Annotated in this window: 19 protein-coding genes, 1 tRNA gene and 1 pseudogene; 2 read left to right on the top strand and 19 right to left on the bottom strand. The window is 44.6% G+C overall.

Features of this window, described 5'->3' with window-relative positions:
- Positions 1-3 precede the first annotated feature (3 nt).
- The 10 genes and pseudogenes from coaE to QZ169_RS04865 all read right to left on the bottom strand — a co-directional run bounded on the left by coaE (position 4) and on the right by QZ169_RS04865 (position 6,228).
- Positions 4-600 (bottom strand): dephospho-CoA kinase, encoded by a 597-nt coding sequence (gene coaE / locus QZ169_RS04910; protein WP_295505154.1) that lies wholly within the window; start codon positions 598-600, stop codon positions 4-6.
- Between the two features lie 5 nt (positions 601-605).
- On the bottom strand, positions 606-1,430 hold the full coding sequence (mutM, locus tag QZ169_RS04905; RefSeq protein WP_295505153.1) for a DNA-formamidopyrimidine glycosylase: 825 nt from the start codon (positions 1,428-1,430) through the stop codon (positions 606-608).
- Positions 1,431-1,457: 27 nt separating this feature from the next.
- Positions 1,458-1,928 carry an NUDIX hydrolase gene (locus QZ169_RS04900; RefSeq protein WP_295505152.1) on the bottom strand — a complete coding sequence of 157 codons (471 nt, stop codon included), beginning with the start codon at positions 1,926-1,928 and terminating at the stop codon, positions 1,458-1,460.
- 1 nt (position 1,929) lies between these two features.
- Positions 1,930-2,139, bottom strand: a pseudogene (locus QZ169_RS04895) (hypothetical protein); the annotation flags it as partial.
- A 34-nt stretch (positions 2,140-2,173) separates the two neighbouring features.
- On the bottom strand, positions 2,174-3,079 hold the full coding sequence (locus tag QZ169_RS04890; protein ID WP_295505151.1) for a DNA-binding protein: 906 nt from the start codon (positions 3,077-3,079) through the stop codon (positions 2,174-2,176).
- A 223-nt stretch (positions 3,080-3,302) separates the two neighbouring features.
- Positions 3,303-4,202, bottom strand: a complete 900-nt coding sequence (gene era, locus QZ169_RS04885; RefSeq protein ID WP_295505150.1) for a GTPase Era — start codon at positions 4,200-4,202, stop codon at positions 3,303-3,305.
- 66 nt (positions 4,203-4,268) lie between these two features.
- On the bottom strand, positions 4,269-4,667 hold the full coding sequence (locus tag QZ169_RS04880; protein WP_002894866.1) for a diacylglycerol kinase family protein: 399 nt from the start codon (positions 4,665-4,667) through the stop codon (positions 4,269-4,271).
- Complete coding sequence (gene ybeY / locus QZ169_RS04875) at positions 4,648-5,145, bottom strand: rRNA maturation RNase YbeY (RefSeq protein WP_011837247.1); 498 nt, start codon at positions 5,143-5,145, stop codon at positions 4,648-4,650. Before ybeY ends, QZ169_RS04880 begins: the two co-directional genes overlap by 20 nt.
- A gap of 392 nt (positions 5,146-5,537) precedes the next feature.
- Positions 5,538-5,610, bottom strand: a tRNA-Thr gene (locus tag QZ169_RS04870).
- Between the two features lie 48 nt (positions 5,611-5,658).
- Positions 5,659-6,228 (bottom strand): GNAT family N-acetyltransferase, encoded by a 570-nt coding sequence (locus QZ169_RS04865; protein WP_295505149.1) that lies wholly within the window; start codon positions 6,226-6,228, stop codon positions 5,659-5,661.
- A 130-nt stretch (positions 6,229-6,358) separates the two neighbouring features.
- On the opposite strand from QZ169_RS04865, the gene ald reads away from it, so the two are divergent.
- Positions 6,359-7,471, top strand: coding sequence for an alanine dehydrogenase (gene ald / locus QZ169_RS04860; RefSeq protein ID WP_295505148.1), 1,113 nt, complete (start codon positions 6,359-6,361; stop codon positions 7,469-7,471).
- Between the two features lie 66 nt (positions 7,472-7,537).
- On the opposite strand, the gene QZ169_RS04855 is transcribed toward ald, so the two are convergent.
- The 8 genes from QZ169_RS04855 to rplK all read right to left on the bottom strand — a co-directional run bounded on the left by QZ169_RS04855 (position 7,538) and on the right by rplK (position 14,149).
- Entirely contained in the window at positions 7,538-8,527 is a 990-nt protein-coding gene (locus QZ169_RS04855; RefSeq protein WP_049541525.1) for a PhoH family protein, read from the bottom strand.
- 90 nt (positions 8,528-8,617) lie between these two features.
- The gene (locus QZ169_RS04850) at positions 8,618-8,833 is read right to left on the bottom strand and encodes a YozE family protein (protein WP_002894860.1); all 216 of its coding nucleotides are present in this window, start codon (positions 8,831-8,833) and stop codon (positions 8,618-8,620) included.
- 68 nt (positions 8,834-8,901) lie between these two features.
- The gene (cvfB, locus tag QZ169_RS04845; protein WP_295505146.1) at positions 8,902-9,756 is read right to left on the bottom strand and encodes an RNA-binding virulence regulatory protein CvfB; all 855 of its coding nucleotides are present in this window, start codon (positions 9,754-9,756) and stop codon (positions 8,902-8,904) included.
- Positions 9,757-9,860: 104 nt separating this feature from the next.
- Positions 9,861-10,418 carry a ribosome recycling factor gene (gene frr, locus QZ169_RS04840; protein ID WP_295505145.1) on the bottom strand — a complete coding sequence of 186 codons (558 nt, stop codon included), beginning with the start codon at positions 10,416-10,418 and terminating at the stop codon, positions 9,861-9,863.
- Positions 10,419-10,437: 19 nt separating this feature from the next.
- Positions 10,438-11,163 carry a UMP kinase gene (pyrH, locus tag QZ169_RS04835; protein ID WP_002894857.1) on the bottom strand — a complete coding sequence of 242 codons (726 nt, stop codon included), beginning with the start codon at positions 11,161-11,163 and terminating at the stop codon, positions 10,438-10,440.
- A 192-nt stretch (positions 11,164-11,355) separates the two neighbouring features.
- Positions 11,356-12,804 carry an APC family permease gene (locus tag QZ169_RS04830; RefSeq protein ID WP_295505144.1) on the bottom strand — a complete coding sequence of 483 codons (1,449 nt, stop codon included), beginning with the start codon at positions 12,802-12,804 and terminating at the stop codon, positions 11,356-11,358.
- Positions 12,805-12,932: 128 nt separating this feature from the next.
- Positions 12,933-13,622 carry a 50S ribosomal protein L1 gene (gene rplA / locus QZ169_RS04825; protein ID WP_002894855.1) on the bottom strand — a complete coding sequence of 230 codons (690 nt, stop codon included), beginning with the start codon at positions 13,620-13,622 and terminating at the stop codon, positions 12,933-12,935.
- Between the two features lie 101 nt (positions 13,623-13,723).
- Positions 13,724-14,149 carry a 50S ribosomal protein L11 gene (gene rplK, locus QZ169_RS04820; protein WP_002894851.1) on the bottom strand — a complete coding sequence of 142 codons (426 nt, stop codon included), beginning with the start codon at positions 14,147-14,149 and terminating at the stop codon, positions 13,724-13,726.
- Positions 14,150-14,300: 151 nt separating this feature from the next.
- On the opposite strand from rplK, the gene QZ169_RS04815 reads away from it, so the two are divergent.
- On the top strand, positions 14,301-14,648 hold the full coding sequence (locus QZ169_RS04815) for a DUF3397 domain-containing protein (protein ID WP_002897148.1): 348 nt from the start codon (positions 14,301-14,303) through the stop codon (positions 14,646-14,648).
- A 110-nt stretch (positions 14,649-14,758) separates the two neighbouring features.
- Here QZ169_RS04815 and QZ169_RS04810 read toward each other — a convergent pair whose 3' ends face one another.
- The gene (locus tag QZ169_RS04810; protein ID WP_295505143.1) at positions 14,759-15,145 is read right to left on the bottom strand and encodes a VOC family protein; all 387 of its coding nucleotides are present in this window, start codon (positions 15,143-15,145) and stop codon (positions 14,759-14,761) included.
- Between the last annotated feature and the right edge of the window lie 72 nt (positions 15,146-15,217).

Raw genomic sequence — 15,217 nt, 5'->3', positions numbered from 1 at the left:
AAATCAACTTCTTTCTAATTTCTGCAAGGCATCGCGAATCTGCTGTCGAGTAGCCTCTAGCGAGCCATTATTATCAATCAACACGTCCGCCCTCTTTCGTTTTTCTTGTAAAGATAACTGAGCTGCTATGCGTTTTTCTGCCTCTTCCTGACTGAGAGCATTTCGAGTCATAAGACGACTGAGCTGAGTTTCCACCGTCACATCCACCAGCCAGATTTGGTTAAACCATTCTTCATATTGTAACTCGAACAGCAAGGGAAGATCCATAAAAAAGACAGCCTCAGTTTCTGCCAGCAAATCTCGCCTGTGAGCCAGTTCCTCGCGGATAATCTGATTTTGTATTTGACTGGATTGGTCCAAGAGTTCGGGATTCCCAAAAATCATAGCTCCCAGCTTAGGCCGGTCCAAGCGCCCATCTTCCTGTAAAATAGCTGGGCCAAAAGTAGATAAAAGAGCTTGATAAAGCCGTTCCCCTGGCTCCTGCAGCTCATGCACTACTTGATCCGCATCAATGACTTTGTAGCCCTGCTGCCGCAAAAACTCTGTCACTGTTGACTTACCCGAAGCAATGCCGCCGGTGATACCAATAATTCTTGCCACTACAGCTACCTCGCTTTCTGGCAATGAGGACAGAGATGTGTACCGCGTCCGCCCAGCTTAATTTTTTCAATCGGGCTGCCGCATCTAGCACAAGGTTGACCAGTCTTTCCATAGACCTGCAGAAAATCCTGCATCGTGCCATCTTCACCCAAAGCATTGCGGTAGGTCCGAATGGTCGATCCTCTCTTTTCAATCCCCAGCTGCAAAACTTCTATAATCTGCTCACGCAACCGCTTCACTTCAGCAGGCTTTAGACTAGCTGCTGGCCTTGCCGGATGAATCCGCGCCCGCCAAAGGGCCTCATCTACATAGATATTGCCCAGCCCAACGACCAAGGTCTGCTCTAGCAAATAGGGTTTGATGGGCTTCTTGGAACGGCTCAAAGCTGCTGCAAAAGGCGACAAAAGAAAGTCCGCCTCTGTCGGCTCAGGACCAAGCTTTCTGGCAGCAAAATAAGCCTCCAGCTGATCCTTTCTCAACAGCTCCATGGTCCCAAACTTGCGGACATCCTCATAAACAAGCGTCCCACCATCTGTCATCTGAAAAAAGACATGAGCATGCTTGCGCTCAGGCACCGCATCAGGATAAAAAAGATACTTGCCTTCCATTCGCAGATGGGAAACCAGCACTCCGCCTGTCAGGTAAAAGAGCAAATACTTGCCCCGACGGCCAATCTTTTCAATGGTCTGACCTGGCAAGTCGTGGACAAAGCTGTCCACTCCCGTACCAATCATCTTAGTATAGCGGACCTGCACCTGATCAATTGTCTTACCAACCACCAGACGCTCCAAACCGCGCCGAACCGTTTCCACTTCAGGTAATTCAGGCATAAAGCTCCTTTCTTATTTTTCCTAATATCAAAGCCCCATAGCAAAGCTGTCCGAAAAATACTCATCCAGCATCAGGCGGTGTTTATCCGATACATTTTCCAGCTCTGCTATTTCTTCTTTAGAAAAAAAGCCTAACCGCAGTGTTTCTTCGTTGTGAAAATTGGAAATATTAACATTCTCCAGTGCCTGCAATTCATACAGAAAGACAACCGTCTGCACTTTATCACCATTAGGATAGGCTTCATCAAAATTAGTGTAAACATTCAGCAAGCGCTTGGCTTCAACAGCAATGCCTGTCTCTTCGTAAAACTCACGCACGGCTGCTTGCAAAGAAGTCTCCCCGAGCTCCATAGCTCCACCAGGAATCGCCCATGTTTTCTTATCACCTCGCAACTGCAGAAGTACACGACCGTCCTCGTCTGCTACAATTCCACCAGCAAAATTCAGAATAACCTTATCATGCCCCACCTTGGAGCGAATATAGGAAATATAGTCCATATCAAAATCCTTTCAATTTCTCTGGGAAGGCAGCATTTTGAAAGAAATAGCGCAGTAGCTGAATATGCGTATCCACATCACTAAAAAGCCAAGCATGGCCTTTGCCAGGATAGTAGGCGCATTCAGACCTAGCATTTTTCTGCGCCAACCTGCAATACCAGTCATGAATGATTTCGGCTTCTTTTCCACCTGAGACAAAGAAAGCAGGATTGGAAAGATTTATATCAACTATAAATCTAATCTCCTTATCCTTCATCAGCAAGAGATAGAATCTCCAAATACATATCCAATCTTTCATTGATATATTTGGCAAATAAAGCCTCCATTGACGATAAACTTCCTTTTGAATGGAAGTCATCAAATGCTTGGTAATAGGACAATCTATCCGTAAATTTTATATCAATCGGTGGATAGCCCGCCTTCATCAACTCCAAATTCACCAAGAGCCTACCTGTTCGGCCATTGCCGTCAATAAACGGATGGATACTCTCAAAGGCAATATGAAACTGAGCTAGCTTGGTCACCATATTTTCCTGACTTACAGCATAGTCCACTAGGAGCTTTTCCATCAATGGAGCAATCATATACGGCTGAGCCGGTTCATTGGCTGCCCCCATGATGCGCACCGGGACTCTCCGATAAATGCCTCGGTCATTTTTTTTATCTGCTAATACTAGATAATGAATATCCTTTATCATCTGTTCTGACAAAGGCTGGTTCTCCTCAACAAGCCTTTGAACATACTGAAAAGCCTCCTGATGACCGATTGCCTCCATATGATCTTTTAAAGGCTTTTGGTCAATAGTCAATCCACGCAGGACCAAATCTGTCTCACGCAAGGTCAGAGTATTGCCCTCAATGGCATTTGAGTTATAAGTATATTCGACTGTGAACTCTTCATTCAGCCGCTCCAACTCTCCATCCGTCAAAGGGCGAAGTTTTGATAACTGCATCATCTTTTCATCAATCAAAGGCAAGAGACTCTCTGCTTTTTTATAACGACCATCCGCTGGTTTTCTGGCATCTGAGGGAATTCTCCACAAACGCCCTTCTTGAACAGCACCCGGAATCTTTCCCTGACTGCACAGAGACCGAACTCGACGATCAGAAATCCCCCAGAGATCAGCTACCTGCCTCACTGTCATATACATGAGCACTCCTCACTTTCTCCCTCTATTATACCATAGTTCGGAACAATACGAGGAATAACGGAACAATATTTACAGATTAACGGAATGATAGCAACTATTAAATAACGCAATATCAACAATTTTCTATCTTGCTGCTAGTTTGTAGTAAAAAGAGATAACAAAATGTTATGCTCTCTTTCACCGCTATTTCAAACATAATTTTTCCAAGCTTGCTTAGAAAACCTCAATACTCCTTCTTATTATAGCCAAAGTCCGCCAAGTCCAGCTTCTTGTCCCGCCAGTTTTTCTTGACTTTGACCCAGGTTTCTAGGAAGACCTTGTCCCCCAGCATGAGCTCAATATCACGCCGAGCCATGGATCCAATTTTCTTCAGCATAGAGCCGCCTTTGCCGATGATAATACCTTTTTGACTATCACGCTCTACCATGATGGTCGCTTGGATATGGACCTTGTCCGTCTCCTCGTCTCGCTTCATACTGTCAACAACCACTGCGACTGAGTGGGGAATTTCCTCCCGTGTCAGCATCAGGACTTTCTCCCGAATCATTTCTGACACCAGAAAGCGCTCTGGATGGTCGGTAATCTGGTCTTCTGGGAAATATTGGAAGCCTTCCTCCAGATTCTCACTGAGGATGTCAATCAGATGGGACACATTGTTGCCCTGCAGGGCTGAAATCGGTACGATTTCTTTGAAGTCCATCTGCTGACGGAAATCATCAATTTGCGCTAAAAGCTGATCCGGATGGACTTTATCAATCTTATTAACTACCAAAATAACTGGAACCTTAGCCGCTTTCAGGCGCTCGATAATCATATCATCACCCTTACCACGCAGCTCATCAGCCGGTACCATGAAGAGGACAGTATCCACCTCACGCAAGGTGCTGTAAGCTGCTTCGACCATGAAATCGCCTAGAGCCGTCTTAGGCTTATGGATTCCCGGTGTGTCAATAAAGACAATCTGCTCCTTATCCGTCGTGTAAATTCCCATAATTTTATTGCGTGTAGTCTGAGCCTTATCGCTCATGATGGCAATCTTTTGCCCCATAACATGATTTAAAAAGGTTGATTTCCCAACATTAGGACGTCCTAAAATAGCTACAAAACCTGATTTAAAAGTCATTATTTTACCTCTATTATTTCCATTAAAACAGCAGAAAATCGGCAGTCTCCCCCGATTTTCAAATCTTTAAAAAATCCAATCCCAAATCTTGGGAACAAAAATAATCAGCCCCGTCACCACAGCAAAGCCAGACACGACCAGAACAGCTCCCGCTGCCATATCCTTGGCATTCTTTGCCCGCATAGAAAAGTGGTAATCGCTGGCCAAATCCACGACATTTTCAATAGCAGAATTGACAATCTCAAAGGCAATGACCAGAAAAATGCTCAAAAAGAGAAAGAGCCATTCTATCGCGGACAAGTCAAAAATCAGTCCCGCAACTATCACTGCCAAAGCCGAAAGGACATGCTTGCGCAGATTGCGCTCCTCTTTAAAGGCTGTAAAAATACCGGTTAAAGCAAATTCCAGACTCGAGACCACATCTCGGTTTTTCCATTTGCGTTTGTTATTTCCTTGTGAGTCCATAAGCAGTTAAAATTTCTTCCTGTAAACCAAACATTTCTGCTTCTTCTTCCGGCGTATAGTGATCATAGCCGTTGATATGCAGAAAACCATGCACTGCCAAAAAGCCCATCTCCCGCTCAAAGCTGTGGCCGTATTCTTCAGCCTGCTCACGCGCCTTATCCACTGAAATGAACAGCTCGCCAATATAGGCGTCAAAATCTTCCAGCATCTCAGCTAGCTCAGGATGGTCCAGCAAATCCTCCTCGTCAACAGCGATGTCCAGCTCAGGCTTATACTCCAAGCTAATCACATCCGTCGGCCGATCCGTATCTCTATATTCCAAGTTGAGTTCATGACTGCGCTCATTACTGACAAAAGTCACAGCCATTTCCTTATTTTCCTTGCCCGTTTTCTGGGCCGCAAACTCCAAAATTTCCTGGGTCTGTTTAAGAATCTCTTCCGAAACCTGACCCGTTTCGTCTACCATTTCGATATACATACCTTACCCGCTTTGCTAGTATTACCTTATTATATCATATTTTGACTCACTTTAGGGAGCCGAGGGCAGGGTTTTGGAAAATAGCAGAGCAGATTTATCAATCTCTCACCGCAAAGACAAAAGCAGCTATTTTTATTTTGTCCCTTCCCGAAACTTTTCCTTTCACTACTTACTATCAGTGACAAAAAGAAAAGGCTGGGAAAACCCAACCTTGTCCTACAAGATGCTAATTGCTGACAAAAACATCACGTTTAAATCAATGAAAGTAAATAAATTGTTTTATTTTATAGTTTTAATATTCTTCTATAAACTTTTTGGGCGAAATTTTTGGGCGAAATTTGGTCGGATATAACGAAATCCCTTGTAAATCAAGGGTTTTTAATCTTATATAATGCTAATTGCCGGGATCGAACCGGCGACCTCATCCTTACCATGGATGCGCTCTGCCAACTGAGCTAAATCAGCGTACCTATCTAATATATCATGTAGATAGGTGCTTGTCAATATCCTTTCTCATTTTTTTGCAAAATAATCTTCCCTAGTCAGATAGTAATGGACCCGCGTCACAATGCGACCTTTCTCATGCTTGTCTAGTGACGCATAAGGCTCTTCGTGGGAATATTTCATGCCAGACTTGACCATAACACGGCCAGAAGCTGGATTGTCCACATCATGCAGCGCCACAAGTTTGTTCATCCCGATTTGCTCAAAAGCAAGCTTGATGACTGCGCGATTGGCCTCTGTCGTATAACCCAGATTCCAGTATTTTTTATTGATTACATAGCCGATAGCCGCTGTTTTCAAGTCCAGCCTGATCTTATGCAAATCAATAGTCCCGATGAATTTGCCACTCTCCTTCACTTCTATCCCCCAGCGCCCCAAAGGATTGGCCAGATAAAAGAGAGCGATATTATTGCGTGTTTCTTCCAGGCTTTTATTTGTCTCAAAGGTATAGCGAGTATTTTCCTCATCTGAAGCGTACTCAAACATCGCAGGGGCATCCTCCAAGATCACCGGGCGCAGAATCAACCGCTCAGTTTCCAGTCTGGCATGATGAGCCAGTTTGACATAGATATTTTCCATCAGGACCTCCTAGATTTTCTTAACAGAATAGCACAATTCACTGATGAAAGCAAACCGCTCCGATTTTTTCTTGATTTTTAAAGCGTTTTCATATACAATAAAAACATCTTAAAAAAGGAGCATATTTTTTATGTTAATCGGTATTCCAAAAGAAATCAAAAACAATGAAAATCGTGTCGCTCTGACACCAGCTGGTGTTCATAGTCTCGTTGGTAAAGGCCATGAAGTTCTGATTGAGACAAATGCAGGACTTGGTTCTGGCTTTGCCGATGCAGACTATGAAAAGCAAGGTGCAAAAATCGTCCCTACTGCTGCAGAAGCGTGGGCAGCTGAGCTAGTGGTCAAGGTCAAAGAACCTCTGGCTGCTGAATATGGATTCCTCCGCGACGACCTCTTGCTCTTTACCTACCTGCACATGGCTGCCGCTCCTGAGCTAGCAGATGCTATGACAAGTGCCAAGACGACTGGTCTGGCCTACGAAACTGTCCGCGATCAAGATGGACAACTGCCACTCTTGGTACCTATGAGTGAGGTAGCTGGTCGGATGGCGGTCCAAATCGGTGCCCACTTCTTGACTAAGCGCGAAGGTGGATCTGGCGTACTCCTCGGTGGTGTACCGGGCGTCCCTAAAGGAAAAGTCACCATTATCGGTGGTGGTGTTGTAGGAACTCATGCCGCTCGTATCGCTCTAGGATTGGGTGCTCAAGTGACTATTCTGGATATCAGCGCTAAGCGTCTGTCTGTCCTAGAAGATGTCTTCGGTCATCAAATCCAGACCCTCATGTCTAATCCTTTCAATATCGAAGCTAGCGTTCGAGAGGCAGATGTCGTGATCGGTGCTGTTCTTATCCCTGGTGCCAAGGCTCCGAAACTGGTAACAGACGACATGGTTAAGCAAATGCGTCCAGGCTCTGTCATTGTAGACGTAGCCGTTGACCAAGGTGGTGTTATTGAAACAGCCGACCGAGTGACGACCCACACCGAGCCTGTCTATGAAAAACACGGTGTCCTCCATTATGCAGTAGCCAATATCCCAGGTGCCGTAGCCCGCACTTCTACCATCGCCCTGACCAATGTCACTCTTCCTTATGTGGAGGCTTTGGCAGGGAAAGGCTTCAAGCAAGCCATTGCAGATGACAAAGGACTGCGCAAAGGTGTCACAACCTACCAAGGTTACATCACCAGCCAACCAGTTGCTGAAGGCCTCAACAAGGACTACACATCTATTGACGAACTCGTTTAGTTAAACATTTCGACTTTAAAATCAATCCCCAAAAAAGAGCAGAAATAAATCTGCTCTTTTCGTATGCTATTCCATTTCTTCTGGCTCAGTTGCTGTCTCTTTAACAGGAGCTGGTTCGTAAGCTCGGATAATCTCCGCCACCACTGGATGACGAACGACATCCTTAGCTGAGAAATGCACAAAGTCAATCTGGGAGATGTTCTTCAATTTCTCCTGAGCGTCAATGAGTCCTGATTTGACATTGCGAGGCAGGTCAACCTGACTGATGTCTCCGTTGACAATCATCTTGGACTGGAAGCCCAGCCGCGTCAGAAACATCTTCATCTGCATAATGGTGGTATTCTGTGCCTCGTCCAGAATTACAAAAGCATCATCCAGCGTCCGCCCCCGCATATAGGCTAAAGGTGCAATCTCAATGATTTCTCGCTCCATAAGGCGCGTTGTCTGGTCCTTGCCCAAAATCTGATACAAGGCATCATAGACCGGACGCAGATAAGGATCCACCTTTTCCTTAAGGTCACCAGGCAGAAAGCCCAAACTCTCACCAGCTTCTACCGCTGGACGTGTCAGAATGATTCGTTTGACCTGTCCACGCTTGAGAGCTGTCACAGCCAAGGTCACCGCCAGAAAAGTCTTCCCTGTTCCAGCTGGCCCGATACCAAAGACAATATCATGATTTTTAACACTGTCCACATAGATTTTCTGACCCAGTGTCTTGACCCGAATCGGCTTGCCATAGCTGTCCTTGATAATCTCTTCTTCGTAAAGAGCTACAAACTTATCAATTTCATCATTTTTGACCATGGTAATGGCTGTCACAACATCGGGTGTCCCGATGGTCATGCCACGATTGACCAAGACCAACAGAGCCTGAATGACCTGTCGAGTCTCCTCGCAGGCAGCCTCCGTACCTAAAATCTGCACAATCTCGGTTCGGGCATGGATGGTTACCTTCAATTCCTGCTCCATTAGGCGCAGATGGCGTTCATTAGAGCCAAAGAGATGAAAGGCATCATCTGGATGGCCCAGTTTCAATTCTACTGAATGTTCCTGCAAACAAAGAACCTCTCTATTTTATTTTTTTGAATGAATTATCTTTATTATATCAAAGCAAGCAGAAAATGACTATCCCTAGCCACTATCCACTTAATGGGCCTGATACTCTTCCCAAATAGCATCAAACTCGCCCAAGTTAAAGGAAAAATTTGCATGCTCCTCCAGAAAACGACTGACCTCATCAAAATCATCCGTATGCTTGGGAAAGGCCGTATCCTGAAAAGCTAAGTCCGCCAAAATAGCCTTGGGCTCCTTGCTCTTAGGATTGCGCTCTGTCATCAGCCAGCTGTAAAAAGATTTTCTCATAGGTTCCTTTCATTTCTTTAAGATTGTATTCTTCCAAGCATCAGCTCTAGATACGTGATTCTTTATCCTCACACCAACTCTGTTCCAGTCGGGTCCTGCTTGATTTTACCAGCTTTCATCAGCCCACCCAGAGCTTTTTTAAACTGGCCTTTGGAAATACCAAAGGTGGCCTTGATGTCGTCTGGTAAAGACTTGTCGTTCAAAGTCATAAAACCACCATTGCTCTCCAGATAGGTCAGAATCATCTGGGCATCGTTTTCCAGCATTTCAAAGGAACGAGGCTTGAGGGAGAGGTTAAGGGTGCGGTCTACTTCACGGAAGCCAATCACCCGTGCATCTAAGACCTGACCGAGACGAGGCTCTGCATAACGCTCACTCGGATGAATGAAACCCAGCATATTATTCTCCGGCAGGTAGACAAAAGTGCCAGAAAGCCTGAGCCGATAAACGATGGCTGGCCAGTTTTGGTTCTGCATGTTATTGTAGGCAGGACGAGCCAGACGCTGGAAATCCTCCTGATAAGCCAACTGGCCCCAGATGCGCCCTTTTTTGTCCACATCCAAACGGATATAAAGGCGGTCGCCCTTTTTTGGCCAGAGTTCCTTGATTTCTGGCAAGATGTCCAGCGATACCACGATTTGCTTATCTGGAAGACCGGTATCGACAAAGACGCCTAGATCCTTACGAACCTCCGTTACTGTTCCCCAGCCAAACTGCTCTTGAGTAGCTGTAACTTCAAGGGTTGTCAGGCGAAGCTTCTGCTTCATATCGCTGTAGGCAAAGCCTTTGACAGACTGACCTAGCTCATGCGCTCCCTCTTCCTTAGAAAGAGCGTAAACCTGACCGTCCTTTTGAACAAAGTAAAAGCGATCATTTTCATCCGTGATGATACCCACGATGAAGCTGGCAAGATTTGTATTCATATAGACCTATTTTCTACCTTGCTTCTTCAAACCGGGCAAGGATTTTTGATGTTAAAACAACTCAGTCAGCCAAAGCCAACTGAGTTTTGATTCTGATAAAAATGTTAAACTTCTAAAAGTTCTTTTTCTTTGTTTGCTGTCATCTCATCAATATGTTTGACAGCATCGTCCGTTACTTTTTGAATATCCTTTTCCAAGGTCTTCAATTCGTCTTCAGTGATTTCTTTAGCTTTTTCCTGCTTCTTAGCTTCGTCCATAGCATCGCGGCGGATGTTACGGATGGCAACTTTAGCATTTTCACCGACCTTTTTCACTTCCTTGGCCAAGTCCCGACGAGTTTCCTCTGTCAGAGCTGGGATTACCAGGCGAATCACAGATCCATCGCTAGCTGGCGTAATCCCAAGATCAGAAGCATTAAGCGCACGCTCAATGTCCTTGATAGAAGACTTGTCAAAAGGTGTCACCAAAAGAACACGCGCTTCCGGAATCGTAATCGAAGCGATTTGGTTGAGCGGAGTTTCTACTCCATAGTACTCAACATAGATGCGGTCCAAAAGGCTGGCATTGGCGCGGCCTGCACGGATGCTGCCAAATTCACGAGCCAGACTTTGGTGCGAGTGGGTCATTCTTTCTTTTGCTTTTTCTACAATTGCATTTGCCATGAGTTTCTAATCTCCGTTCTTATAAATTATTTGATACGGTTGTTCCGATTTGCTCACCGATAACAACGCGTTTGATATTGCCCGGCTCATTCATGTTAAAGACAACCAAGTCAATGTCATTGTCCATAGACAAGGTCGAAGCCGTTGAGTCCATAATCCGCAGTCCCTTGCTGATGACATCTCGGTGAGTCAGCTCATCAAACTTAACGGCGGTCTTGTCTTTCTTAGGATCGGCATTATATACACCGTCCACGCCATTTTTAGCCATGAGAATCGCATCTGCTTCAATCTCTGCTGAACGTAAGGCAGCGGTTGTATCGGTTGAAAAATAAGGAGAACCAATACCTGCACCGAAAATGACGATACGGCCTTTTTCCAGATGACGAAGGGCCCGACCACGGATGTAAGGCTCAGCTACCTGCTGCATAGCAATCGCTGTCTGCACGCGCGTATCTACACCTACCTGCTGGAGCGAATCGGCCATTACCAGCGCATTCATGACAGTGCCCAACATACCAGTATAGTCGGCCTGCACACGGTCCATGCCCGCTTCTGCTGCCGGCTCACCCCGCCAAAGGTTTCCGCCTCCGATAACCAGAGCAATCTGAACTCCCAAATCGTGAACTTCTTTAATTTCTTCCGCCATCTTCTGAACGGTTTGAATATCAATACCAACACCTTTTTCACCGGCAAGAGCTTCACCTGACAACTTAATCAAAATACGCTTATACTTAGGTTCTACCATTTTTTTACTCCTTATTTTATCTGTACTATTTTACCACATTTTGTGATTTTTATATAGTTAAATCACTGAAATTTTTCTTTTTTCCTTTTTGTAAAATAGCAGAGCAGACTAGCTCATTTCACAAAAAACCAGCCCCATCATCAGATAGGACTGGGAATAAATACTTCAATTATCTTTTGCAAAACCTACTCACTACTTGAGCGACTGTTTCTTTTCCCACTTAGCTAAAATTGGCAGAATAACACCCAGACTGATTAAGACGATTGGGGTCAAAATATTAGTCAAGAGAGAGAATTGCCAGCCAGCTGGATCTGTTGCATAGTCTACTTTGGGAACCATCCCTAAGATGCAGGCAAAGGCTGTAAAGAGGAAGCACCAAGCTCCGATGGCAAAGCCAACTTTTGGATTTTTGGTAAATTTGTACTCGGCATCCTTGTACTTCTTCCAGGCCTTGTTCAACATCATGTAGGCAAGGAAAACCCAAAGATACCGCATGGGCATAACGATGGAGTTTAGATTGGTCATCCATTTGACCAGACCGTCAATTTCTTTGATTCCAAAGATAGGCAGAATAATCAAGAAGCTAACCAAAATCCCCGTCAGGATGTAACCGTTAATGAGGACTCCTTTTGATGTCCGCTTGCGCAGCCAGCTTGGGACAAACTCTTCATCAGCATTATTGAGCATGATTTGCAGAGGTGCGTCAATAGAGAAAGCCAGTGCAGCAATCTGTCCAACCATGTTGGTCAGGGCATAAATGACTACTAGTACATTGCCCACTCCCCAGTAGTTGCCCAGCTTTTGGAAGGCTTGGTAAGCGCCGTTTCGCATCAGATCCTCAGGAATATTGCTGCCATCAAAAAGCATACCCATAGCCAGAGAGCCTAGGATAGCAGATGCACCAACCATGACAGCCATGACAATCATTCCCTTTGGAAATTCCTTGGCTGGATTGCGTGTTTGATTAACGTAAGGAGAGATTTTCTCTGCTCCGCCGACCGCAAAGACTAAGAGGGAGATAGTCGTGAAATAAGAAAAATCAAAGTTGGGAATATAAGTGCTGAGCTTATCCATATTGGCCGTCGCAAACTGCATATCAGGTTTGATAAAAGGCGCCCCGACCGCTAAGAGGACAAAGAGGAAGGACATAATCAGCATAGCGCTACCAGCCAGCCCCCCAATCACCTTGAGCGTGGACAGGCCTTTGGTGGACAAGTAGAGAAAGGCGCCGAAAATCAGCAAGCTAAGAATAACAATCCAGTGAATATCAAGACTGCTTAAAAAATCTCCATTCCCCTGAATAACCCAGCCCAGCGGAATCAAAACTCCCTGCGGCTTCTGAGCCAGATAAGGAATATGCACCACCCAGTAAGTCCAGGCCGCAAAATAAGCCAGACGCTTGGTAGAGGTCTTCTCCACCCAGTCGCTGACACCGCCTCCGCTCTCCTTGAAAGTCGAGCCTAGCTGCCCCACGATGAGGGCATAGGGAATAAAGTAAATAGCTAGGATAAGAATCCAAGAAACAATTACCGAAATGCCCTGCTGGGAGTAGTTATTAACCACATTGCCCAGACCCCAGACCATATTAAAAGCAATCAGAGATACCATCAGCCAGGTTAGCTGGTTCTGATCTTTTTTCATGACACCGTCTCCTTTTGTTATAAAATAAATTGATTCCATAATATTATAACATGTTTCTTTGCAATTGTAACCGCTATCATCATTTTTATTTCAAAAAAAGAACTACCCGAAGGCAGTTCAATTAATTCTTAAAGTGAGTTTACGTCAACCTTGATACCAACACCTTGTGTAGTAGTGATAGTCAGGTTGGTTACGTAAGTACCTTTAGCAGTAGCTGGTTTTGCTTTTTGGATTGTGTCGTTGAAAGCTTTGAAGTTTTCAACCAACTTGTCAGCTTCAAATGAAACTTTACCAATGATAGCTTGTACGTTACCTGCACGGTCTGCACGGTAAGTAATCTTACCACCTTTAGACTCTTCAACTGCTTTTGCAACGTCCATTGTTACAGTACCAGTCTTAGGGTTTGGCATCAAGTTACGAGGTCCAAGGACACGTCCAAGGCGACCTACAAGTGCCATCATGTCAGGTGTAGCGATTACTACGTCAAAGTCCAACCAACCGTCGTTGATTTTTGCAACCAGGTCATCTTCACCAACGAAGTCTGCACCAGCAGCTTTCGCTTCTTCTGCTTTAGCACCACGTGCGAAAACAAGAACGCGTGAAGTTTTACCAGTTCCGTTTGGCAATACCATTGCGCCACGGATTTGTTGGTCAGCTTTTTTAACGTCGATGTTCAAGTTGTAAGCAACTTCTACAGTTGCGTCGAATTTTGCAAAGTTAGTTTCTTTTGCAAGTGCTACAGCTTCTTCTACGCTGTATGCTTTTGTGCTGTCGATTTTTTCAAGAGCAGCACGAAGTTGTTTGCTTTTTTTAGCCATTTTATCTTTCTCCTTGTAAGTGGTTCAATCGATTTTCATCTCCCACGTCACTCGTCAATCTGATCAAGTGTAGTGCGGGCAAATGGGATGAGCGTTATTGATTAGTCAACAACAGTGAATCCCATAGAACGAGCAGTACCTTCAATCATACGCATTGCAGACTCGATGTTTGCAGCGTTCAAATCTGGCATCTTAGTTTCAGCAATTTCTTGTACTTGCGCACGAGTAACTGTTGCAACTTTCGTTTTGTTTGGCTCACCAGAACCTTTTTCAACACCTGCAGCTTTCTTCAGAAGAACAGCAGCTGGCGGAGTCTTAGTCACGAAAGTGAATGATTTGTCTTCGTATACTGAGATAACAACTGGAATAATCATACCAGCTTGATCAGCTGTACGAGCGTTGAACTCCTTAGTGAATCCCATGATGTTGATACCGGCTTGACCAAGCGCAGGACCAACTGGTGGAGCTGGAGTAGCTTTACCAGCAGGGATTTGCAATTTTACAAGTTTTTCGACTTTTTTAGCCATTTTTAAATCCTCCTTTGTGGTTTTGGCGGTAAATGAATATTTTTACCTCCCACAAGTATGCTTTTTGCATACCTTTCTATTATACACTAAACTTTCTTAAATGCAAGGAATTTTATCTTCTTTTTTGAATTTTTTGTGGTAAAATAATCTTATGACACTATTAAAGATTGCTTCGATTTTATTTATCTTTTTAACTTTGATTTTAACCACTATTACTGTGCGAGTTTTTCAATTAAGAAAATACGGTTTAAACTTTGCGGACTTGGCTTTTCCGCTTTTTGTTGTGGAATTTTATATCATTTCAGACAAGGCCTACTATCATAGCTTACTACCCCAGCTTACCCTAGCTCTCTCAGTTCTCGCTATCGCCATCACCATCTATTTTCTCAAGAAAAAACGAAGCTTCTACTATCCTAAGTTCTTTAAGTTCTTCTGGCGGGCTGGATTTCTTTTGACCTTCTTCATGTACCTAGCCATGGTCATCGGACTCTTTTTGTAACATTGTAAAACAAAACCCATCGGTCACGAGTTAGCCGATGGGTTTTTCATATATGAGATTTACAAGTCCTTCTTTTTCCGAGAAAGAAGGACCTCCTGATTTTCCTAGTTTTATTCGTGAATCTCCAGAGGCTGACCATCCGGATCAAAGAAGAAAGCCATCTTACGACCGTCGAAGTCGTCATAGCGTAGCTCGGTATGAGGAATCTCCAAACGGTCAAACTCCTCTAGCGTTTCTTCGACATTTGTCACTCGGAAGGCCAGATGCCGCAAACCAGTATGTTCTGGAGAAGGAAAGGCTGGCCGCTTGGGAGCTTCTTCCTTGATAAAAATTTCCAGAGTCAGATTTCCCTTGCGGACATTAAAGAGAATATCCTGTTTGTCTGGTCGGTGGTGCTCATCCAGCATATCAAAGTCCAGCTTGTCCACATAAAACTCCCTGGTCTTAGCATAATCATGACCAATGATGGCTATATGGTGAATAGTCTCTAGTTTCATACCTTCTTTTCCTTTCCTTGGCAATGTGTAAGTAGAGAAAATCTGCCGGCTGACTGCTGGCAGATTTGTTTC

It is taken from the genome of uncultured Streptococcus sp. (assembly GCF_905372115.1).
Lineage (GTDB): Bacteria > Bacillota > Bacilli > Lactobacillales > Streptococcaceae > Streptococcus.
This window is presented reverse-complemented; position numbering and strand designations above follow the sequence as displayed.